At 65.1% G+C, this 24614-nt stretch carries 22 protein-coding genes and 1 pseudogene; 15 read left to right on the top strand and 8 right to left on the bottom strand.

The window, feature by feature from the left end:
• Window positions 1-151 precede the first annotated feature (151 nt).
• The 4 genes from rplU to proB all read left to right on the top strand — a co-directional run bounded on the left by rplU (window position 152) and on the right by proB (window position 3556).
• Complete coding sequence (gene rplU, locus R3P95_RS14985; RefSeq protein WP_032394581.1) at window positions 152-463, top strand: 50S ribosomal protein L21; 312 nt, start codon at window positions 152-154, stop codon at window positions 461-463.
• Between the two features lie 60 nt (window positions 464-523).
• Window positions 524-787, top strand: a complete 264-nt coding sequence (gene rpmA, locus R3P95_RS14980) for a 50S ribosomal protein L27 (RefSeq protein WP_032379202.1) — start codon at window positions 524-526, stop codon at window positions 785-787.
• A 175-nt stretch (window positions 788-962) separates the two neighbouring features.
• A complete protein-coding gene (obgE, locus tag R3P95_RS14975) occupies window positions 963-2414 on the top strand; it encodes a GTPase ObgE (protein WP_037193128.1) in 1452 nt (483 codons plus the stop codon).
• Between the two features lie 2 nt (window positions 2415-2416).
• The gene (proB, locus tag R3P95_RS14970) at window positions 2417-3556 is read left to right on the top strand and encodes a glutamate 5-kinase (RefSeq protein ID WP_317548668.1); all 1140 of its coding nucleotides are present in this window, start codon (window positions 2417-2419) and stop codon (window positions 3554-3556) included.
• On the opposite strand, the gene R3P95_RS14965 is transcribed toward proB, so the two are convergent.
• From R3P95_RS14965 to R3P95_RS14945, 5 genes and pseudogenes are all read right to left on the bottom strand, one after another.
• On the bottom strand, window positions 3529-4380 hold the full coding sequence (locus R3P95_RS14965; RefSeq protein ID WP_094640217.1) for a Sir2 family NAD-dependent protein deacetylase: 852 nt from the start codon (window positions 4378-4380) through the stop codon (window positions 3529-3531). The two genes, proB and R3P95_RS14965, sit on opposite strands and share 28 nt — an antisense overlap.
• A gap of 118 nt (window positions 4381-4498) precedes the next feature.
• A complete protein-coding gene (locus R3P95_RS14960; RefSeq protein WP_032379201.1) occupies window positions 4499-4897 on the bottom strand; it encodes an ectoine synthase in 399 nt (132 codons plus the stop codon).
• A 41-nt stretch (window positions 4898-4938) separates the two neighbouring features.
• Window positions 4939-6216: a diaminobutyrate--2-oxoglutarate transaminase gene (gene ectB, locus R3P95_RS14955; RefSeq protein ID WP_317532873.1), complete on the bottom strand. Its 1278-nt coding sequence runs from the start codon at window positions 6214-6216 to the stop codon at window positions 4939-4941.
• Window positions 6217-6264: 48 nt separating this feature from the next.
• Window positions 6265-6765, bottom strand: a pseudogene (ectA, locus tag R3P95_RS14950) (diaminobutyrate acetyltransferase); the annotation flags it as partial.
• A 176-nt stretch (window positions 6766-6941) separates the two neighbouring features.
• Window positions 6942-9059 carry a RecQ family ATP-dependent DNA helicase gene (locus R3P95_RS14945; RefSeq protein ID WP_317532786.1) on the bottom strand — a complete coding sequence of 706 codons (2118 nt, stop codon included), beginning with the start codon at window positions 9057-9059 and terminating at the stop codon, window positions 6942-6944.
• A 107-nt stretch (window positions 9060-9166) separates the two neighbouring features.
• Here R3P95_RS14945 and crcB (R3P95_RS14940) point away from each other — a divergent pair, with 107 nt between their 5' ends.
• Both crcB (R3P95_RS14940) and crcB (R3P95_RS14935) read left to right on the top strand, forming a co-directional pair.
• Window positions 9167-9586, top strand: coding sequence for a fluoride efflux transporter CrcB (crcB, locus tag R3P95_RS14940; RefSeq protein ID WP_317548779.1), 420 nt, complete (start codon window positions 9167-9169; stop codon window positions 9584-9586).
• Window positions 9583-9957 (top strand): fluoride efflux transporter CrcB, encoded by a 375-nt coding sequence (gene crcB, locus R3P95_RS14935; RefSeq protein ID WP_317548667.1) that lies wholly within the window; start codon window positions 9583-9585, stop codon window positions 9955-9957. Before crcB (R3P95_RS14940) ends, crcB (R3P95_RS14935) begins: the two co-directional genes overlap by 4 nt.
• Before the next feature lie 22 nt (window positions 9958-9979).
• On the opposite strand, the gene R3P95_RS14930 is transcribed toward crcB (R3P95_RS14935), so the two are convergent.
• From R3P95_RS14930 to R3P95_RS14920, 3 genes are read right to left on the bottom strand one after another with little or no spacing between them, the layout of a single operon-like run.
• Complete coding sequence (locus R3P95_RS14930; protein WP_269593780.1) at window positions 9980-10384, bottom strand: VOC family protein; 405 nt, start codon at window positions 10382-10384, stop codon at window positions 9980-9982.
• Window positions 10385-10393: 9 nt separating this feature from the next.
• Window positions 10394-10852, bottom strand: coding sequence for a helix-turn-helix transcriptional regulator (locus tag R3P95_RS14925; RefSeq protein ID WP_317548666.1), 459 nt, complete (start codon window positions 10850-10852; stop codon window positions 10394-10396).
• Entirely contained in the window at window positions 10849-11721 is an 873-nt protein-coding gene (locus R3P95_RS14920) for a ribokinase (RefSeq protein WP_317548664.1), read from the bottom strand. The genes R3P95_RS14925 and R3P95_RS14920 overlap by 4 nt, the downstream gene beginning before the upstream one ends.
• A 94-nt stretch (window positions 11722-11815) precedes the next feature.
• On the opposite strand from R3P95_RS14920, the gene R3P95_RS14915 reads away from it, so the two are divergent.
• The 9 genes from R3P95_RS14915 (at window position 11816) to R3P95_RS14875 (ending at window position 24612) form a co-directional block, all read left to right on the top strand.
• Window positions 11816-13081 carry an aspartate aminotransferase family protein gene (locus R3P95_RS14915; protein WP_068052448.1) on the top strand — a complete coding sequence of 422 codons (1266 nt, stop codon included), beginning with the start codon at window positions 11816-11818 and terminating at the stop codon, window positions 13079-13081.
• 53 nt (window positions 13082-13134) lie between these two features.
• A complete protein-coding gene (locus R3P95_RS14910) occupies window positions 13135-15990 on the top strand; it encodes an FAD-binding and (Fe-S)-binding domain-containing protein (protein WP_317548778.1) in 2856 nt (951 codons plus the stop codon).
• The gene (locus R3P95_RS14905) at window positions 15987-17459 is read left to right on the top strand and encodes an NAD-dependent succinate-semialdehyde dehydrogenase (RefSeq protein WP_317548662.1); all 1473 of its coding nucleotides are present in this window, start codon (window positions 15987-15989) and stop codon (window positions 17457-17459) included. The genes R3P95_RS14910 and R3P95_RS14905 overlap by 4 nt, the downstream gene beginning before the upstream one ends.
• Window positions 17460-17474: 15 nt before the next feature.
• Window positions 17475-18188: a GntR family transcriptional regulator gene (locus R3P95_RS14900; RefSeq protein WP_230596661.1), complete on the top strand. Its 714-nt coding sequence runs from the start codon at window positions 17475-17477 to the stop codon at window positions 18186-18188.
• Window positions 18189-18411: 223 nt separating this feature from the next.
• Window positions 18412-19590 carry a M24 family metallopeptidase gene (locus R3P95_RS14895; protein ID WP_068052434.1) on the top strand — a complete coding sequence of 393 codons (1179 nt, stop codon included), beginning with the start codon at window positions 18412-18414 and terminating at the stop codon, window positions 19588-19590.
• Between the two features lie 2 nt (window positions 19591-19592).
• Window positions 19593-20918: an aminotransferase-like domain-containing protein gene (locus R3P95_RS14890; protein WP_317548661.1), complete on the top strand. Its 1326-nt coding sequence runs from the start codon at window positions 19593-19595 to the stop codon at window positions 20916-20918.
• Window positions 20915-22111 carry a M20 family metallopeptidase gene (locus R3P95_RS14885; RefSeq protein ID WP_317548659.1) on the top strand — a complete coding sequence of 399 codons (1197 nt, stop codon included), beginning with the start codon at window positions 20915-20917 and terminating at the stop codon, window positions 22109-22111. The genes R3P95_RS14890 and R3P95_RS14885 overlap by 4 nt, the downstream gene beginning before the upstream one ends.
• Before the next feature lie 114 nt (window positions 22112-22225).
• Window positions 22226-23656 carry an MFS transporter gene (locus R3P95_RS14880; RefSeq protein ID WP_231911481.1) on the top strand — a complete coding sequence of 477 codons (1431 nt, stop codon included), beginning with the start codon at window positions 22226-22228 and terminating at the stop codon, window positions 23654-23656.
• Window positions 23656-24612 (top strand): D-2-hydroxyacid dehydrogenase, encoded by a 957-nt coding sequence (locus tag R3P95_RS14875; RefSeq protein WP_394855426.1) that lies wholly within the window; start codon window positions 23656-23658, stop codon window positions 24610-24612. Before R3P95_RS14880 ends, R3P95_RS14875 begins: the two co-directional genes overlap by 1 nt.
• Window positions 24613-24614: the final 2 nt, after the last annotated feature.

The raw sequence follows: 24614 nt of genomic DNA, 5'->3' as shown, positions 1-24614 counted from the left end.
GTGGCCTTGCAGGAAACAACGGTTCTCGAGCGGGCCTAGGTGAACATCGCCGTGGCCGGCCGATAGGGAGCAAGCAAACACGTTTTACCAGACCAGTCGTGTTGCCATGCGCAACGCGAGCAAGTTCGAAGAAGCAAGGGGTAGCCCTCCGATGGCAACGTACGCGATCGTCAAGACCGGCGGAAAGCAGTACAAGGTCGCTGTTGGTGACCTCGTCAAGGTCGAGAAGATCGAGGGAGCGCCCGGCACTGCTGTCTCGCTTGCTCCGGTCCTCGTCGTAGACGGATCCGACCTGACCACAGATGCAGACAAGCTGGCGAAGATCTCGGTCGCCGGTGAGATCGTCGAGCACACCAAGGGCCCGAAGATCCGCATCCACAAGTTCAAGAACAAGACCGGATACCACAAGCGTCAGGGACACAGGCAGAAGCTCACTGTCCTCAAGGTCACCGGCATCAAGTAACCAGGTCCCCGCAGGACCTGAGTTCTTCCAAGCTGATTCACCCCGAGGAGGGTATGCAACATGGCACATAAGAAGGGCGCATCCAGCTCCCGTAACGGTCGCGACTCGAATGCTCAGCGCCTCGGCGTCAAGCGTTTCGGCGGCCAGACCGTAGGCGCAGGCGAGATCCTGGTTCGTCAGCGTGGCACGCACTTCCACCCCGGCGTCAACGTCGGCCGTGGCGGCGACGACACCCTGTTCGCACTCGCCCCCGGCGCAGTCGAGTTCGGTGCCAAGCGCGGTCGCAAGACCGTGAACATCGTTCCGGTTGCTGTAGAGGCCTAGTCCTTCTGCAGCGCTGGCGCTCACGATGGCCGACGCGACCGGGCAACTGCTCGTGTCGACCATCCACGGCGTACGTTCACAGCTCCCGATAGGGGCGGACCAGGGTCATGAGACCGGTCCGCCCCTATCGCTTTTTTCTCCCGCTTTCTCTTTCACGAAAGGATCGAAGACAGCTATGTCACGATTCATCGACCGCGTGGTGCTGCACGTCAGCGCCGGCAAAGGTGGCAACGGCTGCTCTTCGGTTCACCGCGAGAAGTTCAAGCCTCTCGGCGGCCCGGACGGCGGTAACGGAGGGCAGGGCGGCGGAGTCGTGTTCGTCGTCGACAGCAACGTTCATACTCTGCTCGACTTCCACTTCTCCAGCCATGCCAAGGCAGGCAACGGAACTCAGGGCATGGGTGGCAACCGTGAGGGTGCCAACGGCGAGGACCTGATTCTCAAGGTTCCCGACGGCACCGTCGTGCTCGACAAGAAGGGCAACGTGCTCGCCGACATGATCGGCGAGGGAACACGTTTCGACGCCGCTCCCGGCGGCCGCGGCGGCCTCGGCAACGCAGCTCTGGCTTCGAAGGCTCGACGGGCACCCGGATTCGCGCTGCTCGGCGAAGAGGGCATCGAACGCGAGCTCGTCCTCGAACTCAAGTCCGTCGCAGACGTGGGCCTCGTCGGTTTTCCGTCGGCCGGTAAGTCGTCGCTGGTCTCGGTGCTGTCCGCAGCGAAGCCGAAGATCGCCGATTACCCCTTCACCACATTGGTGCCCAACCTCGGCGTGGTCTCCAGCGGAGACACGACTTTCACCGTCGCAGACGTTCCCGGGCTGATCCCCGGCGCGAGTCAGGGCCGAGGTCTCGGTCTCGACTTCCTGCGTCACCTCGAACGGTGTGCCGTTCTCGCGCACGTCGTCGACTGCGCCACACTGGATCCCGGCCGCGATCCGATCTCCGACGTCGACGCCCTCGAAGCCGAGTTGGCCGCGTACAAGCCGGCGCTGTCCGGAGACGCCAGCCTCGGTGATCTGGCCGATCGACCCCGCATCGTGGTGTTGAACAAGGCCGACATTCCCGAGGGTGCCGAGTTGGCCGAGATGGTCACCGCCGAGTTCGAATCCCGTGGCTGGCCCGTGTACACCATCTCCGCGGTGACGCGTGCCGGTCTCAAGCCGCTGACGTTCGCATTGGCCAAGCTCGTCGAGGAGTACCGCACCGCGCATCCGGCTCCCGAGCCGCGGCGTCAGGTGCTGCGCCCGGTCGCTCGGAACGACGACAGCTTCAAGGTCGTCAAGGATCCGGACATCCCGGACGGCTTCATCGTTCGCGGTACCCGACCCGAGCGTTGGGTGCGTCAGACGCAGTTCACCAACGACGAGGCCGTCGGCTACCTCGCCGACCGCCTCGCGCGGCTCGGAGTCGAGGACGCACTCATCAAGGCCGGCGCTCAGCCCGGTGCTTCGGTCACCATCGGCGACGTGTCGTTCGACTGGGAGCCGCAGACTCCGGCCGGTGTCGAGATCACCATGACAGGCCGTGGCACCGATGCCCGTCTCGATCAGGTCGAGCGCATCGGCGCATCCGAACGCAAGCATGCCCGCCAGGTACGTCGCGGGCTCGATACCGAACAGGAGTAGACGTGGCGGCGGTGCGTGAATCCGATTCGCTCGCAGAGGCTCTCACCGATACCCGTCGCACGATCGCCGATGCCAAGCGCATCGTGGTCAAGATCGGTTCCTCGGCGCTCACCAGCCTCGACACCGGTCTGGATCTGACTCGACTCGATCTGCTCGCCGACGCCATCGAGTCTCGGATGCGCAGCGGCACCGATGTGGTGGTCGTGTCCTCCGGTGCGATCGGCGCAGGGATGGCACCGTTGGGCCTGACGAAGCGTCCACGGGACCTGGCCACCAAGCAGGCTGCTGCGAGCGTCGGTCAACTCGCCCTGGTTCATGCGTGGAGCTCGTCGTTCCACCGGTACGGGCGCACGGTCGGACAGGTTCTGCTGACCGCCGAGGACACCGCGCGACGAACCAACCACCGCAACGCTCAGCGCACCCTGGATCGGTTGCGCTCGCTCGGTGCCGTGGCCATCGTCAACGAGAACGACACGGTCGCCACCGCAGAGATCCGGTTCGGCGACAACGATCGCCTGGCTGCTCTGGTCGCCCACCTCGTCGGTGCGGACGCACTGTTCCTGCTCTCGGACGTGGACGGGTTGTACGACGGTGATCCCCGCAAGGGCGAAGCGACACTGATCCCGGAAGTGACCAGCCCCGAGGATCTCGACGGTGTCGTCGCCGGTTCGGGGGGAGCGCTCGGCACCGGCGGAATGGCCTCCAAGCTGTCCGCTGCGCGTCTCGCGGCCGACGCCGGAGTACCGGTGCTGCTGGCCGCGGCATCCGATGCTGCTCATGCGCTGACGACGTCCGCGGTGGGTACCGCTTTCGCTGCCCGGCCGACGCGGTTGTCGGCGCGCAAGTTCTGGGTCCGTCATGCCGCCGATGCTGCCGGAGAACTGCACCTCGACGCCGGGGCAGTGCGTGCCGTGGTGGAGCGGCGACGATCGTTGTTGTCCGCTGGTATCACGTCGGTGACGGGTTCTTTCCACGGCGGCGACGTGGTGTCGTTGGTCGATCAAGCGGGCGTACTGGTGGCTCGCGGGGTCGTAGCGTACGACTCGGGGGAACTCGCCGGGATGCTCGGGCGGTCGACAGGGGAGTTGGCCGCAGAGCTACAGCGCCCGGTGGTTCATGCCGACGATCTGGTTCCTGCCTGATCGACGTCGTCGGCCAACGCGGTCGCTACCTCGGAACACCCGGCGTGCAGTGTGAGAGAAGCGAATTCGTCGCCCCGAGTGGTGCCGCGGTTGACGATGACGATGGGCTTCGACGTCTTGGACGCGTGTCTGACGAACCGCAGGCCCGACATCACGGTCAGTGAGGATCCGAGCACCAGCAGCGCGTCGCTTCGGTCGACGAGATCGTATGCCTCGGCCACGCGCGGCTTGGGCACGCTCTCACCGAAGTAGACGATGTCGGGTTTCAGTATGCCCGAACATGATTCGCAGTCGACCATGCGGAAGTGCGCGGTCGAGGAAATGATGGCGTCGGCATCGGGGGCGATCTCGACGCCGTCCGCGGGCGCAACGGACTCGAGAAAACCGGGATTGGCGCGATCGAGTCGGCGGGCCAACTCGAAACGCGAGATCAACCGCTCGCAGTTCAGGCAGCGAACTCGGGCGTAGACGCCGTGCAGGTCGATGACGCGTCGGCTGCCCGCCTTGGTGTGCAACATGTCGACGTTCTGGGTGATGATCCCGGTGACGACGCCTGCCCGTTCGAGTCGGGCGAGAGCTCGGTGGCCGTCGTTGGGCACGGCGGCGTCCATGTGTCGCCACCCGACATGGTTGCGGGCCCAGTAGTGCCGACGGAATTCGGCGTCACCGATGAACTGCTGGAACGTCATCGGGTTGCGAGGCGGTGACTGCGGACCGCGGTAATCGGGAATCCCGGAGTCGGTGGACATGCCCGCGCCGCTGACGACGGTGACAGTCTTCCCGTCGAGCAGGGAAGTCAGCTGCTCGTACGGTGCCGCGGACACAGGGGTTGCATTCACTTCGTCCAGGATAGCGATCCCTCGCCGGATGGGCACCGTGGATACGCCAACGGCCCGCACCGACCTGGATAGCGTCGGTGCGGGCCGTGAGGACGTGCCAGTGTTACGCGGGTACCTCGACGAGGGGGTACACACCGTTCTCGTCGTGCGTCTCGTTGCCGACGACGGGAGGGTTGAACACGCAGAGCATGCGCATCTGGGTGCGCGGCTCTACCGTATGGCGCTCGTGTCCGTTGAGCAGGTACATCGATCCCGCACCGAGCTCGTAGGTCTCGCCGGTCTCGCGGTCCGTGAGCGTTCCCTCGCCCTCGATGAGCCAGACGGCCTCGACGTGATTGGCGTAGTGGAAGTTGTTCACCGTGCCGGCCTGGATCGTCGTCTCGTGGAACGAGAATCCGACCTTGTCGCCGCCGAGAATGATTCTCTTGCTTCGCCAGTTGCCGTCTTCGCTCGAGATGTCGCGGTCGGTACCGGTGATCTCCTGCGTGGTGCGAACGATCATGTCGATGTCCTCCTTCGATATCGGTGCGTGCGAACGGGTCTCTAGGAGAGGACCTTCGCGACGGCACTTTCGATGATGTCCAGGCCGCGATCGAGCTCGTCGATCGTCGTGGTCAGCGGGGGAAGCAGCTTGACGACCTCGTCCTTGGGGCCGGCGGTCTCGACGAGCAGACGCTCGTCGTAGCACAGCTGAGACACCTTGCCGGCGAGTTCTGCGTCGTCGAACACCAGGGCCTGAACCATGCCACGGCCGCGGGTGGAGATGCCGTCGAACTTGGCGCACAGCTTCATGAACCGGTCCTGGATGTGCTCGCCCTTGACGAGGGTTTCCTTCTCGAACTTGTCGTCGGACCAGTAGTGATCGATGGCGGCCTTCGCCGTGACGAACGACGGGTTGAACCCGCGGAAGGTGCCGTTGTGCTCGCCCGGTGCCCAGACGTCCAGCTCGGGCTTGAACAGAGTCAGTGCCAGCGGCATGCCGTAGCCGCCGATGGACTTGGACAGCGTGACGATGTCCGGGGTGATGCCGGCTTCCTCGAACGAGAAGAACTGGCCGGTGCGTCCGCAGCCCATCTGCACGTCGTCGACGATCAGCAGGATCTCACGGCGCGAGCACAGCTCGGCCAGGGCGCGTAGCCACTCGGGGCGCGCGACGTTGATGCCGCCCTCACCCTGGATGGTCTCCACGATCACTGCGGCCGGGCGGTTGAAACCGCTGCCGGAGTCGTCGAGCACGCGCTCGAACCACTGGAAGTCCTCGGTGACGCCGCCGAAGTAGTTGTCGTACGGCATCGGAGTGGTGTGCACCAACGGAATTCCGGCTCCCGCTCGCTTCATCGAGTTGCCGGTGACCGACAGCGCGCCGAGGGTCATGCCGTGGAATGCGTTGGTGAAGTTGATGATCGCCTCGCGGCCGGTGACCTTGCGAGCAAGCTTGAGTGCGGCCTCGACGGTGTTGGTGCCCGTCGGCCCGGGGAACTGAACCTTGTAGTCCAGGCCGCGGGGATCGAGGATGTTCTTCTTGAACGACTCGAGGAACTCCCGCTTGGCGACGGTGGACATGTCGAGTCCGTGGGTGATGCCGTCGCTGGTGATGTAGTCGACCAACGCGCTCTTGATCATGTCGTTGTTGTGGCCGTAGTTGAGAGCGCCTGCGCCACCGAAGAAGTCGAGGTAGTCGTTGCCGTTCTCGTCGGTGATGACCGAGTTCTTCGCGGTGGTGAACACGGCGGGCCACTGGCGGCTGTAGCTGCGCACGCCGGACTCGACGGTCTCGAATACATCGGGCTTCTCTGTTGTCACGGTGTTCTTTTCGGTCATGTTCTGCTTGTTCCTTTCGTAATTCCGCGACGCGTCGGGGCCTACTGTGTAGAGCTCCTCGGCTTCGTGGCTATCAGGGAAATCGTTGGGCGCGAACAAATCCGACCTGACGATATCGGTGCCTCGCTTGCGTGCGAGGCTCGTGAAGGTTGCGATCGACGCTTCGTTGTCCGGGCTGATCGTCGTTTCCAGATGCGTGATGCCCTGTGGCTCGAGGCGGTCGAGCAGCTCCATCAGCATGCGACCGGCAAGTCCCTTGCCACGCTGGTCCGCATCCACGGCGACCTGCCACACGAACAGTGTGCGTGGGGCGTCTTGGCGGATGTATCCGGTGACGAAACCGACTGCGCGGCCGTCGATGTCGGATACGACGGTGGTGGCCGCGAAATCACGGCACCACAACACGTACGAGTAGCTGGAATTGAGATCCAGAACTCGCGAATCTCTTGCGATCTCCCAGAGCCGGACTCCGTCGGAGATCTGTGGCTTACGAAACTTCACTGCGTCCGGCGCAGTGAGCGGGGTACCTCTCAGCAATGCGGGCTTCATAGGAAATACAAACGTAACAAGGTCGCCGAGGCATATCGAGTGCGCCGAGAAATCGACCCCGGAATCGGACATGCTTCCCCAGGTTAACCCGTCAATGTGATGCTGGTCACTTCATTGGCGCCCGGCTGGCTGTACCCGCAACGACGGAATTCAAACCACCCGCTTCCGACGGACCGCTACTTCGGTGTCGCCAGAGCGAACGGAAGTACCGCTTCGGCACCCGCAGATCGCAGAGCCGACGTGGCGCAGGTGAACGTCCACCCAGTGTCGGTCAGCAGATCGATCAACAGAATCGGCCCTGTCACGGACGATACGTCCGGAACGTCCCAAGAGTCCACCAGCCCGGCGACCCTGAACGCCGAATTGGCCGCCGAGACCGGCGGATGACCGGCCCTGACCTGCATGACACCGAGATCGTCCAATTTTCCGACGGCGGCCAACCGCTCGGCGATCGATCGCACCAACACCGGGTGGGTGGGGGAGTCGAGAGCCAGAACGGCAGTCGGTCGCTGCTTCCAGTCCCAGTTGGCGAGCACGGTGATGCACGCCTTCTCCAATGCGTCGGTGGCCGGAGCATCGGGTGCATCGAGCAGGGCACGCAGCCGACTGCCCCAGCCGAGGTCGGTGAGTCGACCCAGCACGCGCCCGGGTTCGTGTGGGTCGGCGATCTTGCCCGAGAGCGACACCCCCAGCTTCTTCATGCCGCTGGGCCACTGCTTTCTCGGCTGCAGGTCGATGCCAGGCCGGTCCAATCGTGCCCGTGCCGAGTCGACTGCGGCCGCATCCACCGATGCCGACAGGTGCTCACCGGTGCAGTTGTCGCACCGTCCGCACCTGTCGGACTCGCTACCGGGTGCGCCCAGATCCGGGTCGTCGAGCTGCCTCCGCAGGAACTCCATCCGGCAGCCGTCGGTGCCCTGGTAGTCGATCATGGCCTGCTGTTCGCGGTCCCTGGCCTGTTCGAGACGCTCGTAACGTCCCGCGTCGTACGTCCACTGCTCCCCGGTGGCCATCCAGCCGCCACGAACGCGTCTGACCGCGCCGTCGACGTCGAGGACCTTCAGCACCATCTCCAGCCTGCTGCGATTGAGTTCCACCAGAGGCTCCAGCGCCTGCGTCGACTGGGCCTTGTCGGTGTTCAAGGCATCGATGACCTGCCGCACCAGATGCTCGCGGGGGAACGCGACGGAGGCGAAGTAGCTCCAGATCTGGCGATCCTCGTGACCGGGTAGCAGCACCACATCGGCGCGCTCGGTGGCGCGACCGGCTCGGCCGACCTGCTGGTAGTACGAGATCGGGGACGACGGTGCCCCCATGTGCACGACGAAGCCGAGATCGGGCTTGTCGAAGCCCATGCCCAGTGCGGACGTGGCGACGAGGGCCTTGACTCGGTTGGCCAGCAGGTCACCTTCGAGCGATTCGCGCTCGGTCGGATCCGTCTGACCGGTGTACGACGCTACGACGTGGCCCTGATCGGTGAGCAGCGCCGCGAGGTCCTTCGCGGCCGAGACCGTCAGCGTGTAGATGATTCCCGAACCCGGCAGGGTTTTCAGGTGATCGGCGAGCCACGCGGCCCGTTCGGTGGCGTTGTCGATCTTCACCACCGCCATGCGCAGAGAGTCGCGTGCGAGCCCGCCGCGCAGTACCAGCGTGTCGCCGCCGCCGACACCCAGCTGTGCGGCGACGTCGTCCACCACACGGTCGTTCGCCGTCGCTGTGGTCGCGAGCACGGGGATACCGTCGCGCAACTCGGCGATCAGGGTTCTGATACGTCGATAGTCGGGCCGGAAATCGTGGCCCCAGTCGGAGACGCAATGTGCTTCGTCGACCACGACCAGGCCCGCATCGCCTGCCAGGGACGGCAGCACCTGATCGCGGAAATCCGGATTGTTCAATCGCTCCGGACTGACCAGCAGCACGTCGAGCTCGCCCGAGGCGACCTGCTGATGGATGTCGTCCCACTCGGTCATGTTGCCCGAGTTGATGGTGGCAGCACGGACGCCCGCCCGCTCGGCGGAGGCAACCTGGTTGCGCATCAACGCCAACAGTGGAGAGACGATCACCGTCGGACCGAGGCCCTGTGCGCGAAGCAGTTTCGCCGCGATGAAGTAGACCGCCGACTTGCCCCAACCGGTCCGCTGCACCACCAACGCCCGCCGCCGGTGCACGACGAGGGCCTCGATGGCCGTCCACTGGTCTTCCCGCAGCACCGCAGCCGGGCCGGCGAGTTCGCGCAACAACTCTTCGGCGCTCGCGCGCAAGTTCCCGGTCGTGGGCTCCGTGGTCGTTGTCATAGGCTCCATCGTGCAGCAAGCATCCGACATCCAACGCGGGCCGGTCGGAAACGGTCGGACCGTGTAGCCCGAGAGGACCAGCGGTGTTCGATCCCGATTCCGATTCGATGCCGGCCGACCAGGGGCCCGTGCACCGTCACCTCTGGGCACTGGCCGTGGTGTTCGTCGGCGGAGCGGCCGGTACGGCAGTCCGCTATGTGATCGAGGAGCAGCTTCCGCACTCGGCGTCGCAATGGCCGACGGCCACCTTCGGGATCAACATCGCCGGTGCGTTCGTGCTCGGGCTTCTGCTCGAGTCGCTGGTTCGCGGCGGGCCCGATGCAGGAGTTCGGCGCAGTTTACGGTTGCTGCTCGGTACCGGTTTCTGCGGCGCGTTCACCACGTACAGCACGTTCGCCCTCGAGACGGTGGACGGGATTCGGGGTGGGTTCACCGGGCTGGCATTGGCATACGCAGTGGTCAGCGTGATTCTCGGAATACTTGCAGCTTGGGCTGGAATCGTGTTGGCAGGCAGGGTCATTCGATGATCGCGCTGTGGATCGCGGCGGCCGGCGGGTTGGGGGCAGTCTTTCGCTTCGTCGTCGACGCTGAAGTGAAATCACGTCTCGCGGCGCGGACGAGCTTTCCCTGGGCGACGGTCGGCATCAACGTGTCCGGGTCGTTTCTGCTGGGTGTGCTGGCCGGATGGGTGATGTTCCGAGCCGGCTCCACCGACGTTCAAGCCGTCATCGGTACCGGGTTCTGCGGCGGGTACACCACCTTCAGCACGGCGAGTGCCGAGACCGTGCGGTTGCTCCAGCAGGGGCGTCGACGCGATGCCGCCGTCAACGTGACAGTCACCGTGCTCGCGTCCGTACTCGCGTGCGCAGGCGGCCTGGCGCTCGCGTCGTCGATGTAGGACGGTCGATACGAGGACGAATTCACGCCTGGCTGACGCGCACCATGTTGCCGGCGGGGTCACGGAATGCCGCGTCGCGCGCACCCCACGGCTGACTCGTCGGCTCCTGCAGAATCTCGGCGGTGCCCGCCGCGCGAATTCTCTCGAAGGCCGTATCGAGGTCGTCGGCACGAAACAGCAGGCCCGGAAGCTCGCCCTTGGCGAGCAGGGCCGCGATCTGATCGCCGAGTTCCTGCGACCGGCCCGCGTGGGGCTGCGACAGGACGATCTCGATTTCGGGCTGGTCGTCGGTGGACAGAGTGATCCAGCGGTAGCCGTCGTTGGCAACCTCGCTCTTGACCTCGAGTCCCAGAGCGTCGCGATAGAACGCCAACGAGGCATCGGGGTCGTCGGTGTAGACGTGTACGTGGCTCAGTGAAAGTGACATGGGGAAAGGCTAGGACGCTCCGGCCGTCGATGCTTCTTCGATTCTGCTCGGTTCGGTGGCAGCCACAGTGCGGCGCATCGGCCGACCCAGAATCATGGCCGTGCACGTCGGCACCGCCCGGCTGTCACGGTGGTCGCGGGCGCGGTATGCGCTCGGTGTCTCGCCGACGATCTCGGTGAACCGCGAACTGAACGATCCGAGACTGGTACAGCCCACCGCGAAGCACGCCTCGGTGACGGTCACATCGCCGCGGCGCAGCAAGGCCTTGGCGCGTTCGATCCGTCGAGTCATCAGATGTGCGTAGGGCGTCTCGCCGTAGGCCTCGCGGAAGCGGCGACCGAAGTGCGCGGTGGACATCAGTGCTGTGCGTGCCAGCATGGGGACGTCGAGTGGCTCGGCGAATTCGCGATCCATCCGGTCTCGCGCGCGACGTAGAAGTCGGAACTCGTCGAGGTCGGGGGCATTCATCCTGCGGCCGCATCTCGCAGTGCGTCGATGTCTGCGCGAGTACCCGAGGACGTACTCGCACCAGGCCTCGTCGCGGCGAAAGACCCGGCAGCGCAGGCCCATTCGACTGCTGTGCGCGGTCCGTCGAACCAGGACGCGGCCAGTGCTCCGGCAAATGCATCGCCGGCACCGGTGGTGTCGACGGCGTCGACGCGCGGAGCGGCGACCTCGAACGATTCCGTGCCGCGGTATCGAGCGCCTCTGGCACCGAGTGTGGTGATCACGTGCGCTACTTCGTTCACTCGGTTTCCGAGACGGGCTTCCTCGGCTTCGTTGACCACGAGCACGTCGGTGGCCGCCACCAGGGCGTCGGGCAAATCCTGAACCGGTGATGGGTTCAGCATCGTCACGACGCCGCGAGAGCGGGCGTACTCGAATGCAGTCACCACGGTGTCGAGCGGAATTTCCAACTGACACAACAGGATAGCGGCGTCGGAGATGACGGCGAGGTCGTCGTCGGTGAGGCCCCGAACGTGTTCGTTCGCCCCGGGGACGACGACGATGCTGTTCTCGGCGTGATCATCGACGGAAATGGCGGCAATTCCGCTCGAACCCGGTGCCGTACGCAGCGCTCGGTCGTCCACGCCCGCGCTGGACAGTGTTCGGCGCAGTGTCTCACCGAATTCGTCGTCTCCGACCGCTCCGATGAACGACACCGGAACGCCCGCCTTGGCGGCGGCGATGGCCTGGTTCGAGCCTTTGCCGCCCGGTGAGGTGGTGAACGATGTGCCCAGCACTGTTTCGCCGGGGTCGGGCAGGGAGGGGGTCCGGGTGATCAGATCCATGTTGATGCTGCCGAGAACGACGATGCGGGGGTTCGAAGCGGACACCGACGAACTGTATCGCTCCGGCAGCCGGCCCTGACTCCGAACTGCCAATTGCAGATTGTTGACAATCTGAATTCGGTGAGTGACGATGGCACGCATGACAGCGTCGACTCGCACCCACCTCAGCCCGGCACTCAAGCAGGCGACCCCGATCGTCGTCGATCACGGAAAGGGCAGCTGGATCATCGGCACGGACGGGCGCAAGTACCTCGACTTCACCACCGGTATCGGCGTCACCAGTACCGGGCACTGCCATCCCCGCGTGGTCGAGGCCGCGCGCGAGCAGGTGGGCAAGATAATCCACGCGCAGTACACGACCGTCATGCATCAGCCGCTTCTGGCGCTGACCGACAAGCTCGGCGAGGTGTTGCCTGCGGGGCTGGACAGCGTGTTCTACGCGAACTCCGGGTCCGAGGCCGTCGAGGCATCGATTCGGTTGGCGCGCATGGCAACCGGACGGCCCAACATCATCGCCTTTCACGGGGGGTTCCACGGACGCACGGTGGCGGCCGCGTCGTTGACCACCGCGGGCACCAAGTTCCGTTCCGGATTCTCGCCGATCATGGGCGGAGTGCACATCGCACCGTTCCCCTACGCCTTCCGGTACGGCTGGGACATGGACACCGCGGTCGCCTTCGCGCTCAAGGAACTCGACTACCTGCTGATGACGATGTCCAGCCCCGCGGATACCGCTGCGTTCATCATCGAACCGGTACTCGGTGACGGCGGTTACCTGCCCACGCCTCCAGAGTTTCTCGAGGGACTTCGCGAACGGGCGGACACCCACGGGATCGTCCTCATCGTCGACGAGGTCCAAGCAGGAGTGGGGCGCACCGGAAAGTTCTGGGGCCACCAGCATTCGACCATCACACCCGACATCGTCATCACCGCGAAAGGTCTGGCCAGCGGATTCCCGATCTCGGCCATCGCGGCATCGACGGAGTTGATGGGCAAGGCGTGGCCCGGATCGCAGGGCGGCACGTACGGCGGCAATGCCGTCGCCGCTGCCGCGGGTGTCGCCACGCTCGACGTCGTGCGTGAGGAAGGTCTGGTCGACAACGCTGCCGCGCAGGGCCGAGTTCTGCTCGACGGCCTGCTGGCACTGAAGTCCGAGCACTCCGCCATCGGTGATGCACGTGGACTCGGCCTGATGCAGGCACTCGAATTCGTCGACAGCGCAGGCAATCCCGATGCTGCGGCCGCCCTGCGCGTGCAACAGGGTGCGATCGACGAGGGGTTGTTGCTGCTGACCTGCGGCGCGCTCGGCAACGTGGTCCGGATCATCCCGGCGCTGATCGTGAGCGACGACGAGATGCGGCAGGGCCTGGACGCGTTGTCGCGCACGCTGAAGAACGTGCTGTGACGTCTGCTCCGGTGCGGTCCCCGGTGCCGGCACTCGTGCAGCGAGTGCTGGAGATGGGTATCGAGATCGACGATTCGTCTCGACGGCTCGCCGAGTACTCCTACGACGCCTCGAACTACCGAATTCCGCCTGCGGCTGTGGTCTTCCCCCGTAGCGCCGACGAGGTCGCCTCCGTGATGGTGCTGTGCGGGGCCGCGGGAGTCGCAGTGATCGGCCGCGGCGGCGGAACGTCCATGGCTGGCAACGCGATCGGCCGCGGAATCGTGATCGACTTCTCCCGCCACATGAACCGCGTGATCTCGGTGGACACCGACGCGCGGACCGCGGTGGTGGAGCCGGGAATCGTGATCTCGGAGTTGCAGCGTGAATTGGTGGCGCGCACCTCGGGGGCGTTCACCTTCGCCCCCGACCCGTCCAGCAAGACACGCGCGACGGTGGGCGGGGCAGTCGGCAACGATGCGTGCGGCAATCACTCGGTGCGCTACGGACGAACAGCCGACCACACGGTGGCCATGGACGTGGTCACCGCCGACGGGCACCTACTCCGGGTGACTCGTAGCGGTGTGGAGGCAGTGCATTCGGAGGATGCGGCGGCAACCGATGCAGCCGAACGTATCTCGCGTGAGTTGCAGTCGCTCGCGGCCGACAACCTCGCGCTCTTCAGAGTCGAGTTGGGCCGCATACCGCGACAGGTGTCCGGATTTCACCTCTCGCATCTACTGCCCGAGAACGGATTCGACGTTGCTCGTGCACTCGTCGGGAGCGAGGGCACGTGCGCGGTGATCGTTTCGGTCACCGTCGCCGTCGTTCCCGTGCCTCCTGCGGCGTTGTTGCTCTGCCTCGGATACGAGAACGTGGTGGCTGCTGCCGCCGACGTGACGGCCATTCTCGAGTTCTCGCCTGCCGCTGTGGAGGGTATCGACGACAACATCGCCCAGACGATGGAGTACCGGCGCGGACCGAATTCCATTCGCGGTCTGCCTGCGGGAAACGCGTGGCTCTACGTCGACCTCGACGGGGCCGATGCGGCCGAGGTCGAGGACAAAGCGGCCCGTCTGCTCGAGGCGCTCGGTCGTCTCGGCCGCGTCAAGGAAGGTCGCATCGTCACCGACCCGGCCGATCGAACAGCGCTGTGGCGAGTACGTGAGGACGGCGCAGGTCTGGCGACTCGACTCGCCAGCGGAGTCGAGTCCTGGGGTGGCTGGGAGGACGCCGCCGTCGCACCCGAGAACCTGTCCGCCTACCTCGCCGACCTGAACTCGCTTCTGGCCGAACACGATCTGACCGGCGTGATGTACGGACACTTCGGTGCCGGCTGCATGCACGTACGCATCACGTTCGATCAGCGCACCGACGCCGGGCGACGGGTGATGTACGACTTCCTGCGTGCCGCCGCGCGGGTGGTGGTCAAGCACGGGGGCAGCTTGTCGGGCGAGCACGGTGACGGCAGGGCCCGGTCGGAACTGCTCCCGGTGATGTACTCACCGCGCATGCTCGACGCCTTCGCGCGGTTCAAGCGCATCTGGGATCCCCGCGGGATTCTGAACCCGGGTTCGATCACCGATCCGGAACCGATGATGGACAACCTCATGCTGCAGGGCATCCCGCAGCGGGAATGGAAGACGACCTTCGATCTGCACCAGATCGGAACGCGGGCAGATCTGGATCCGTTCGTCCACGCCACTCAGTCGTGTGTCGGCGTCGGCAAGTGTCGTACGACGTCGGGAGGCGTCATGTGCCCCAGTTTCCGGGCGACCGGCGACGAGAAGGACTCGACGCGCGGTCGGGCCCGAGTGCTGCAGGAGATGGTGCGCAATTCGCCGACCGTTGCCGACGGATGGGCATCGAAGGACGTAGCCGAATCGCTCGACCTGTGCCTGTCCTGCAAGGCTTGTTCGTCGGATTGTCCGGTCGGCGTGGACATGGCGACGTACAAGTCCGAGTTCCTCGATCATCACTATGCGGGGCGACTGCGGCCGCTCTCGCACTATTCGCTGGGCTGGTTGCCTCGCTGGCTGAAGGTGACGCAGCGAACGGCACCGCTGCTCAACCGTCTGCTCACTCCGCGCATCGCGGCGCTGGCGGCTCGACTCGGTGGGCTGACCACCGAGCGGCCGTTGCCGCGCTTCGCGTCGGCGAAGGAACTTGCTCACGAAATACGGATCGGCGGAGGCCGCGCCGCCGACGTGGTGTTGGTCGTCGACACGTTCACCCAGGGTTTTCGGCCCGAGGTCGCGGGCGCGGCGCAGCGCGTGCTCGAGGATTCCGGCCGCAGCACCGAATGCCGGACCGACGTGTGCTGTGGCCTGACCTGGATTTCGACGGGCCAGCTGAAGGCCGCCCGCAAGCACCTCACGAAAGCAGTTGCTGCACTGGACGACGGCACCGACCGACCCATCGTCGTCACCGAACCGAGCTGCGCTGCGGCGTTCCGCAAGGACATGCCGGAGCTGGTTCCCACCGCGGCCGCGAGACGGGTCGCGGCGCGGGTGCAGAGTTTCGCCGGCGCGGTGATCGACCAGGCCGCCGCCGGGTGGGTGCCCTCGGCCGAGGTTCCCGAATCGGTGACGGTGCAGACCCATTGCCACGAATACGCGGTGTTCGGCAACGCCACCCAGCGCACGGCGTTGGCCGCCGTCGGTATCGAGGCGGTGCGCGAGGCCACCGGATGCTGCGGGGTCGCAGGAAACTTCGGCTTCGAGTCTCGCCACTACGAGCTCAGCATGGCCGTGGCCGAGCAGGCCCTCGCCCCGGCGGTTCGCGCCGCCGAGCCCGACACCCCGATTCTGACCGACGGATTCTCCTGCCACATGCAGGTGCGTCAACTCACCGGTGACCTGACCAGCGGTGCGTCCGTACACCTGGCGCAAGTACTCGATCCACGTTCGACGAAAGGACCGCGGCCATGACCGCCAGTTCGACCAGCCTCACGCGTCCCACGATCACTGCTCCGACCGAACTGTTCGTCGAAGGCGCGTGGACCGCCGCTGCATCCGATGCCCGGTTCGATGTCGTCGATCCTGCCAGCGGCGAGGTCATCGCCAGGGTCGCCGACGGCGGCATCGTCGATGCCGAGAACGCCATGGCCGCAGCGGTCGATGCCGCCGCCGATTGGGCCGCGACTGCGCCGCGGGCACGCAGCGAAATCCTGCGCAGAGCATACGAATTGATCATGGCGCGGCAAGAGGAGCTCGCTGAGATCATCACCGCGGAAATGGGAAAGCCACTGGCCGACGCTCGCGGTGAGGTGGCGTACGGTGCCGAGTTCTTTCGCTGGTTCTCCGAGGAAGCGGTGCGCATCTCGGGCGATCACACCCTCACCGGAGACGGCAAGAACCGCATCGTGGTCACCCGGGCACCGGTGGGTCCGTGCATTCTCGTCACTCCGTGGAACTTCCCGTTGGCCATGGGAACTCGCAAGATCGGACCGGCGTTGGCTGCGGGATGCACCGTGGTGTTCAAGCCGGCCGAGCAGACGCCGCTGACCGCACTGGCTCTGGCGGAAATTCTGCACGACGCGGGTGTTCCGGCGGGAGTGGTCAACGTCGTGACCACCACCGACGCGTCGGGCGTGGTGGGCTCGTGGATGAGCAGCGGTGCGGCCCGCAAGATCAGCTTCACCGGATCGACGGCGGTGGGCAAGATTCTGCTCGAGCAAGCTGCGTCGACGGTGATGCGCACCTCGATGGAGCTCGGCGGCAACGCACCCTTCATCGTCATGGACGACGCCGACCTCGCCCGCGCCGTGGACGGTGCGATGGTCGCCAAGATGCGCAACATGGGTGAGGCGTGCACCGCCGCCAACCGGTTCTTCGTACACCGCAGTGTCACAACGCAGTTCGCGGACAAGCTCGCCGAGCGCATGGGTGCGCTGTCGGTGGGGGCCGGTAGTGCGCACGGAACCGAAGTGGGCCCGCTGATCGACGAGGCGGGCCGCGCCAAGGTACAGACACTCGTCGACGACGCACTTCGGCGTGGTGCCCGTGCGATCGTCGGGGGAGTGGCCCCGGACGGACCCGGCTACTTCTACCCGCCGACGGTCCTCACCGACGTCGATGCGGCGTCGGATCTGATGTCCCAGGAAATCTTCGGACCGGTGGCTGCAATCGTCCCGTTCGACACCGAGGACGAAGTGATCGCCCTCGCGAACGACACCGAATGGGGACTCGTCGGGTACGTCTTCACCCAGGATATCGACCGGGCTCTGCGAATGGGGGAGCGCCTCGAGGTGGGAATGGTCGGCCTCAACACGGGTCTGGTGTCCAATCCGGCTGCGCCGTTCGGTGGCGTCAAACAGTCCGGACTCGGCCGCGAGGGCGGAAAAGTCGGAATAGACGAGTTTCTGGAGTACAAATACTTCGCCATTCCCCGAGGCTGAGAGAGGTTTTCGATCATGCCCAGTTCGAGACGATTGACGCCCATCGACGCACGCAACACGTCGATGGTCATTGCCGACCAGATTCGCGACCGCATCATCGACGGGTCCTACGCCCCCGGGGAGCAGATCAACGAGGCCAACGTCGCCGCGGAACTCGAGATCTCGCGGGGACCGGTGCGGGAGGCGCTGCAGCGCCTCAATCAGGAGGGGCTGCTCGTCAGCTACCGAAATCGCGGCGTGTTCGTCGTCGAGCTGAGCAGTGAGGATGTCACCGAGATCTACGAATCGCGGGCGGCCATCGAGGTCGGTGCCGCGTGGACTCTGGTGCACGGGGATCGTGCGCGCCTGGTGTCGGCTGCCGACGAGCTCTCGGCCATCGTGATGCAGATGCAGCCGTTCATCGATCGGGCGGATTGGCGAGGTCTTGCCGAACGGGATCTGGCGTTTCACACCGCACTGGTCGCGGCGACGCGCAACAGCCGAATGTCGCGCATGTACGCCACGCTCGCTGCGGAGGCACGTATCTGCATGGCCAACCTGGAAACTGCGTACTACCGGCCTGAGGCCTTGGTGGAGGAACACCAGCTGATCGTCGACCTGTTGCTCGGATCGGATTGGGACGCACTGGAAAAGGGCGTGCACGAGCACATGGACACCGCCATCCACGACCTGACCCGTGCCATGGTCGAAGAGCAGGCCGAACACTCGGCACTGGCCACTCCTGGATAGTCGCCGGTCCGGCAACACAGCATTTACATCCGAAGTCTTGCGAACCTCTCACGCCAGCGCCTAGCCTGATTGTCAACAATCTACTAAACCGACCTCATTGAAGGGGGTGCCCGTGAACGACTCACCCGACGCCGCCTACGTCACCGCACTCGGACCCGACGAGACCACAGGACGGGCCGCTCCCGGCCTCGCTCGGTACCCCGATGTTCCGAACAGCACGCCGATCACGTTCACCGACGAGGAGTACGCCTTCCGGCTCGCTGCCGTCCGCGAGCGGATGGCAGCGCAGAACCTCACCGCGCTCATCGTGACCGATCCCGCGAACCTCTACTACCTGCTCGGATACAACGCGCTCTCGTTCTACACCCCGCAGATGCTGTACGTGCCCCTCGAGGGAGAGATGTACTTCTTCGCCCGCGAGATGGACGCCAACGGCGCGTTCCGCACGTCGTGGCTGCCGCAGGATCGGACGTTCGGCTATCCCGAAACGTTCGTGCAGCGCAAGGACACGCACCCGTTCGTCTGGGTTGCCGCGAAACTGCGCGAACTGGGGTTGGTGAACAACTTCGAGCACGGCCAGGTGGGGCTGGAGATGGACTCGTACTACTTCAGTCCCAAGGCTTTCGAGGCACTGGTGAAGTCGCTGCCCGAATATCGCTTCACCGACTCCTACGAGCTCATCAACTGGGTGCGCGTGGTCAAATCGCCCGCGGAGATCGCCCTGATGCGCGGCGCCGCGAAAGTCTGCGAATCGGCGATGTCCGCTGCTTACCAATCGATCTCGGTCGGTGAACGGCAGTGCGACGCGGCCGCAGCCATCATGAACGCACAGGTACGCGGCACCGAGGAGTTCGGCGGCGACCATCCGGCCATCGTCCCGATGCTGCCCACCGGTGCCGGAGCCGACACCCCACATCTGACCTGGTCGCATCAACCCTTCGTGCGCGGCGAGACCACCGTCGTCGAACTGGCCGGAGTGTTTCGGCGCTACCACATCCCGATGGCCCGCACGATCGTGCTCGGAAAGCCGAGTCCGCGTATGGATTACCTCGCCAAGTCCACCGGAGAAGCACTGAACGACGTGCTCGCGACCGTGCAGGCAGGCGTCACCGCGACCGAACTGGCCCAGGTATGGAACACGAGCCTGGCCAAGCACGGACTGCACAAACCGTCGCGCATCGGCTACTCGATCGGCATCGCCTACGCACCCGACTGGGGTGAGCGCACCGTGAGCCTGCGAACCGACGACGACACGGTGCTCGCAGAGAACATGACCTTCCACATCATCGGCGGAATGTGGATGGACGACTACGGATACGAGGTATCCGAGGCCGTTCGCGTCACCGAAACCGGCCTCGAAACCTTCACCGCATACCCCCGAGAACTACTGACGAAGGAGTGAGCATGACCGCATCAACGAAGGGTCGTTCCGCAGGCTCCACTCCTGCCCCAACCGGTCGTTCCGCAGGCTCCACTCCTGCCGTACCTGGTCGTTCCGCAGGCTCCACTCCTGCCATTCCCTGGGCCCTGCGGACCGACAAACTGGTGGGATCGGTGATCGATTCCTCGACATCGCTCCTCGCTGCACAGAAGCACGACATCGTCAGATTTGCCATGGGATCTCCTGCAGCCGAGACCGTTCCGGCCGCTGCGTTCACCGAGATCGCCGGCAGCGTACTGACTGCCGACGCGTTCGACTACGGTGCCACCGAGGGCGATCCCGGCTTGCTCGACGCGTTGCTCTCGTACCTCGATTCGGTCGGCGAACCCACGTCCGAGGAGCGAGTAGTGATCACCTCGGGCGGAATGCAGGGGCTCGACATCGCGTGCAAACTGTTCGTCGATCCGGGCGACCTGGTGATCGTCGAAAGTCCCACGTACACCAACGGAACCGCCACCGTGCTCAGCTACGGAGGCGACATCCTCGAGGCCCCGATGGACAGTGACGGCCTCATCGTCGAGGCATTGCCGGAGCTCGTCGAGCGTGCTGGTCGAGTGCCGAAGATGATCTACGTGATCCCCAACTTCCAGAACCCGTCCGGCGTCACCCTGTCGCTCGAGCGCCGACAGCTGCTGATCGAGCTGGCGCACCGGTGGGGATCGGTGATTCTCGACGACGATCCGTACGGCCTGCTCCGCTTCTCGGGTGATCCGATTCCCAGTTTCGGCACGCTCAGTCCCAACGACCCGTTGATCTTCTCTGTGCGGACCTTCTCCAAGATGATCGCCCCAGGCCTGCGCGTGGGGTGGGTGGACGCGGCCCCGGAGGCACGGCAGTTGATCGTCAACGCCAAGCAGGCCATGGACACGTGCACCAACCTGCCCGGTCAGCGGATGGTGGCCGAGTACATCCGGCGCGGCCTGCTCGACGAGCATCTTCGATCGTTGGCCTCGGTGTACCTGCCCCGCAAGGTCGCGATGCAGAACAGCATCGACAAGTACTTCGGCGAGTCGATGTCCACGACGGATCCCGAGGGTGGGTTCTTTCTCTGGGCGACGTTGCGCGGCAACGACGTCGACTTCTCGACGCAGGACCTGTTCGAGACGGCGCTGGCAGAGGGTGTGGCCTACATACCCGGGCCGGCGTTGTCGGTGGGTGGGAAATTCCACGATTCGCTGCGGCTGTGCTTCGCCTCGTCGACGCCCGAACGCATCGACGAGGGAATCAGACGGCTGGCGGCAGCGGTGGACAAGTCGAAGCACCTGCTCGCCTCCGATCCCACCCGATGACCGTTTCGACTTCCGAAGGCGCTCTTCTCCGTTCGATCGACGAGCACGAGATCGTCTCTCTGACTGCGGCATTGATCGATGCCGGTGGCGAGAACCCCGGCGATACCGAGGAGAAGACTGCGAAGGTGCTCGCCGAGCACTGTCGCGCACTGGGATTCGACGTTCGGACCGTCGAGGTGGCTCCGGGGCGACCCAACGTCATCGTGTCCATCGGATCCGACGAGCGGCCGGGAGTGCTGTTCGTCGGCCACTCGGACGTGGTTCCGGCGGGTACGGGCTGGACCACCGATCCGTTCTCCGCGGTCGTTCGAGACGGCCGAATTGTCGGCCGCGGGGCCTGCGACATGAAAGGCGGCCTGGCAGCGGTGGTCGCGGCGATGACCGCAGTGCATCGCGCCGGTCTCGCGGACGAGTATCCGATGACCTTGGCGTGTCTGGTCGACGAGGAGGACACCGGTCTCGGTATCCGAGCATTCGTCGCCGCGCTTCCGCACCGGAACTACAGCTGCTGCGTGGTGGCAGAGCCGACGGACCTGGTCACCATCGTCGGATGTCGAGGGGCGGCGAACCTGGAGATCGAGGTGCGTGGCCGTTCCGCGCATGCGGGGCAGCCGCGCAACGGGGCCAACGCAATTTCCGCGGCAGCGCGCATCATCGGGATCATCGAGGGCTCCCAGGCCGAGCTGGATGCCAACCCCGACACCGATCTGGGTCCGGCCACGTGGAACGTGGGGACGATAACGGGAGGCACCGGCACATCGATGGTCGCCGATCGCTGCGTGCTCACCGTCGACCGCCGTCTGGTACCGGGAGAGAGCGCTGCCGGTGTCGTCGGCGACCTGCGATCGCGCATCGAATCGGCCGGGGTGACCGGCGGCGACATCGACGTTCGCATCGGAATCGCGATGGAGATGCCGGGCTTTCTGACCAGCGTGAACGATGGATTGGTCACCACCGCAGTGCAATCGGTCCTCGACACCGGATCTGCACGTTCGACTGACATCTGGACCGCATCGTGCGATGGTGGTTTCGTGGCACAGCAGATGGGTATCAAGACCGTCGTGCTCGGTCCGGGGGAGATCGAAAGCCAAGCACATCGGCCGGACGAGTCCGTCGCCGTGCAGCAATTGACCGACAGCGCAAGGGCGTACGCGTTGATCGCCACCAGAATTGCTGCGCTACCAGCGCTTTAGCGTTGCATGAGGGGGTGGGCCGAACCGTATGTTCCGCATCGTCGTAATGTCGAACGCTGCGAAGTACCACACCGACGCTCCACTTTGACCACAAAAGCGAGAGGTATTTCGACCGTGACCGAAAAATCAGGGTCGGCAGCATCGCCGACCGGATATCCCCCGAGCACCGACACTCTGAGCCCGGACGAGACCAAGGTTCTCCATCGCGCCATCGGCGGATCCGCGCTCGGTAACGCCGTCGAGTGGTTCGACTACGCGGTGTACGGCTACCTGGCCGTGTACATCGCCGCCAACTTCTTCCCGTCCGAGGACGGGGGAGCAAGCCTGCTCTCCACGTTCGCCGTGCTGGCCGCGTCGTTCATCATTCGCCCCATCGGCGGCATCGTGCTCGGCCCACTCGGAGACCGCATCGGCCGCCAGAAGGTCTTGGTTCTGACCGTCTCGATGATGACGTTGGCCACGGCGACCATCGGCGTGCTGCCGACGTTCGACACCATCGGCATCGCCGCACCGCTTCTGCTGCTCGTCTGCCGTTTGGTGCAGGGCTTCTCCACCGGTGGTGAATACGGCGGCGCAGCTGTGTTCATGGCCGAATACGCGCCGGACAAGCGCCGCGGATTCTTCGGATCGTTCCTCGAATTCGGCACTCTCGCAGGAACCGTGGGCGGTGCCACCCTGTGCACCCTGCTCAACGTCGCGCTCGGCGACGAGACGATGGAGGCGTGGGGCTGGCGAATCCCGTTCCTGGTGACTCTGCCGCTCGGCATCGTCGCACTGTGGTTGCGGACCCGGCTCGAGGATTCTCCCGTGTTCGCCGAGGCCAAGGAAGACGGCGGTACGGTCGAGGAAGGCGCAGGTGGGGCCATGGCCTCGCTCAAGACCACGATGACGTACTGGCAGCGGATCCTGATCCTGATGGGATTCGTGCTGCTGCTCAACATCGCCTACTACACGGTGCTGACGTTCTTGCCCTCGTATCTCAGCGACACGTTGGGGCACAGTACGACTCAGTCCAACTTCACCCTCGTGGCGATCATGATCATCATGATGGCGATCATCAACCCCATCGGTGCGCTGTCCGACCGAGTGGGCCGAAAGCCGTTGCTGCTGGCGGCCTGCATCGGGTACTTCGTGTTCAGCGTTCCGCTGTTCCTGCTGATCATCAACACCGGACTGATCGGCCAGAGCGTCGGCCTGCTCGGTCTCGGAGTGTTGCTGGTGATCATGTGCTCCTGTGTTTCGTCGACCCTGCCAGCACTGTTCCCGACTCAGGTGCGTTACGGGGCGTTCGCCATCGGGTACAACGTCTCGACGGCGCTCTTCGGCGGTACGGCTCCGCTGATCCTGACGTTCCTGATCGACCGAACCGGATCGAACCTGGTCCCGGGTTGGTACATGATGATCGCGGCTGCCATCGCCTTCGTGCCGATTCTGCTGATGCCGGAAACCGCCGGCCGCTCGTTGCGCGGAACCCAGTGCCCCGGCGACAACGACGACGAGGTGGCCGCGTCCGGCGTCGAACTCGTCGGATACAAGAAGAAGTAGTGGCACCTGTTCTCGTCGTTCTGCACGCCGGCGACCTTCCCGACGGTCTCGACTCCGTCGAGGAGGTCGCCGACGTCCGGTACGCCACCGCCGACACCCTCGGTGATGCGGTCGACGGGGCCGACGCGCTGCTGTTGTGGGACTTCTTCTCTCCCGCAGTCCGATCCGCGTGGCCCCGCTGCGGCTCGCTGAAATGGATACACATCGCCGCGGCAGGCGTCGACTCGTTGATGTTCGACGAGTTGGTCGATTCCGATGTGATCGTGACCAATTCGCGGGGCGTATTCGATCGGCCGATCGCGGAGTTCGTGCTGGCGCAGATCCTCGCGTTCGCCAAGGACTCCGAACGTTCTCGCGCACTGCAGCAATCGAAGGTCTGGCAGCATCGCGAGACCGAACGAATCGACGGTGCCCACGCGATGATCGTGGGAACAGGAGCGATCGGTCGGGCCATCGCCACCATGCTCACTGCAGTGGGGATGTCGGTCTCGGGCGTGGGGCGAACACAGCGAGAGGGTGATCGCGATTTCGGAACCGTGTACGCCAGCGGCGACCTGGGTGCCGTGGTAGCCCGAGCCGACTATCTGGTGCTCGTCGCGCCACTCACCGAACAGACGAGGGGACTTGTCGACGACGCGGTGTTGGCCGCGATGAAGCCCGGATCCCGGGTGATCAACGTCGGCCGTGGGGAGTTGCTCGATACCGATGCACTGCTGGCACACCTTGCCACCGGGCACATCGCGGGGGCCGCACTCGATGTGTTCGACACCGAGCCGCTCTCGGCCGACCACCCGTTGTGGACGGCCGAGAACGTCATCGTCACCCCGCACATGAGCGGTGATGCCTCGGGGTGGAAGCAGCGGCTCGCGGAGTTGTTCGTGGACAACGCACTTCGGCATTTTAAGGGCGAACCCCTGCGCAACGTCGTGGACAAGAAGCTCGGGTTCGTGGTGTGAGC

This window comes from Rhodococcus cercidiphylli (assembly GCF_033042225.1).
In the GTDB taxonomy this organism is placed as follows: Bacteria; Actinomycetota; Actinomycetes; order Mycobacteriales; family Mycobacteriaceae; genus Rhodococcoides.
The sequence above is the reverse complement of the archived record's forward strand: the minus strand, read 5'-3'. Positions and strand labels throughout refer to the sequence as shown.

Coding starts and splice junctions, on each gene's coding strand:
- rplU (WP_032394581.1), top strand. CDS start 152: ATGGCAACGTACGCGATCGTCAAGACCGGCGGAAAGCAGTACAAGGTC.
- rpmA (WP_032379202.1), top strand. CDS start 524: ATGGCACATAAGAAGGGCGCATCCAGCTCCCGTAACGGTCGCGACTCG.
- obgE (WP_037193128.1), top strand. CDS start 963: ATGTCACGATTCATCGACCGCGTGGTGCTGCACGTCAGCGCCGGCAAA.
- R3P95_RS14960 (WP_032379201.1), bottom strand. CDS start 4,897: ATGATCGTTCGCACCACGCAGGAGATCACCGGTACCGACCGCGACATC.
- ectB (WP_317532873.1), bottom strand. CDS start 6,216: ATGACCGAAAAGAACACCGTGACAACAGAGAAGCCCGATGTATTCGAG.
- R3P95_RS14945 (WP_317532786.1), bottom strand. CDS start 9,059: ATGACAACGACCACGGAGCCCACGACCGGGAACTTGCGCGCGAGCGCC.
- crcB (WP_317548779.1), top strand. CDS start 9,167: ATGCCGGCCGACCAGGGGCCCGTGCACCGTCACCTCTGGGCACTGGCC.
- crcB (WP_317548667.1), top strand. CDS start 9,583: ATGATCGCGCTGTGGATCGCGGCGGCCGGCGGGTTGGGGGCAGTCTTT.
- R3P95_RS14930 (WP_269593780.1), bottom strand. CDS start 10,384: ATGTCACTTTCACTGAGCCACGTACACGTCTACACCGACGACCCCGAT.
- R3P95_RS14925 (WP_317548666.1), bottom strand. CDS start 10,852: ATGAATGCCCCCGACCTCGACGAGTTCCGACTTCTACGTCGCGCGCGA.
- R3P95_RS14915 (WP_068052448.1), top strand. CDS start 11,816: ATGACAGCGTCGACTCGCACCCACCTCAGCCCGGCACTCAAGCAGGCG.
- R3P95_RS14910 (WP_317548778.1), top strand. CDS start 13,135: ATGGGTATCGAGATCGACGATTCGTCTCGACGGCTCGCCGAGTACTCC.
- R3P95_RS14905 (WP_317548662.1), top strand. CDS start 15,987: ATGACCGCCAGTTCGACCAGCCTCACGCGTCCCACGATCACTGCTCCG.
- R3P95_RS14900 (WP_230596661.1), top strand. CDS start 17,475: ATGCCCAGTTCGAGACGATTGACGCCCATCGACGCACGCAACACGTCG.
- R3P95_RS14890 (WP_317548661.1), top strand. CDS start 19,593: ATGACCGCATCAACGAAGGGTCGTTCCGCAGGCTCCACTCCTGCCCCA.
- R3P95_RS14885 (WP_317548659.1), top strand. CDS start 20,915: ATGACCGTTTCGACTTCCGAAGGCGCTCTTCTCCGTTCGATCGACGAG.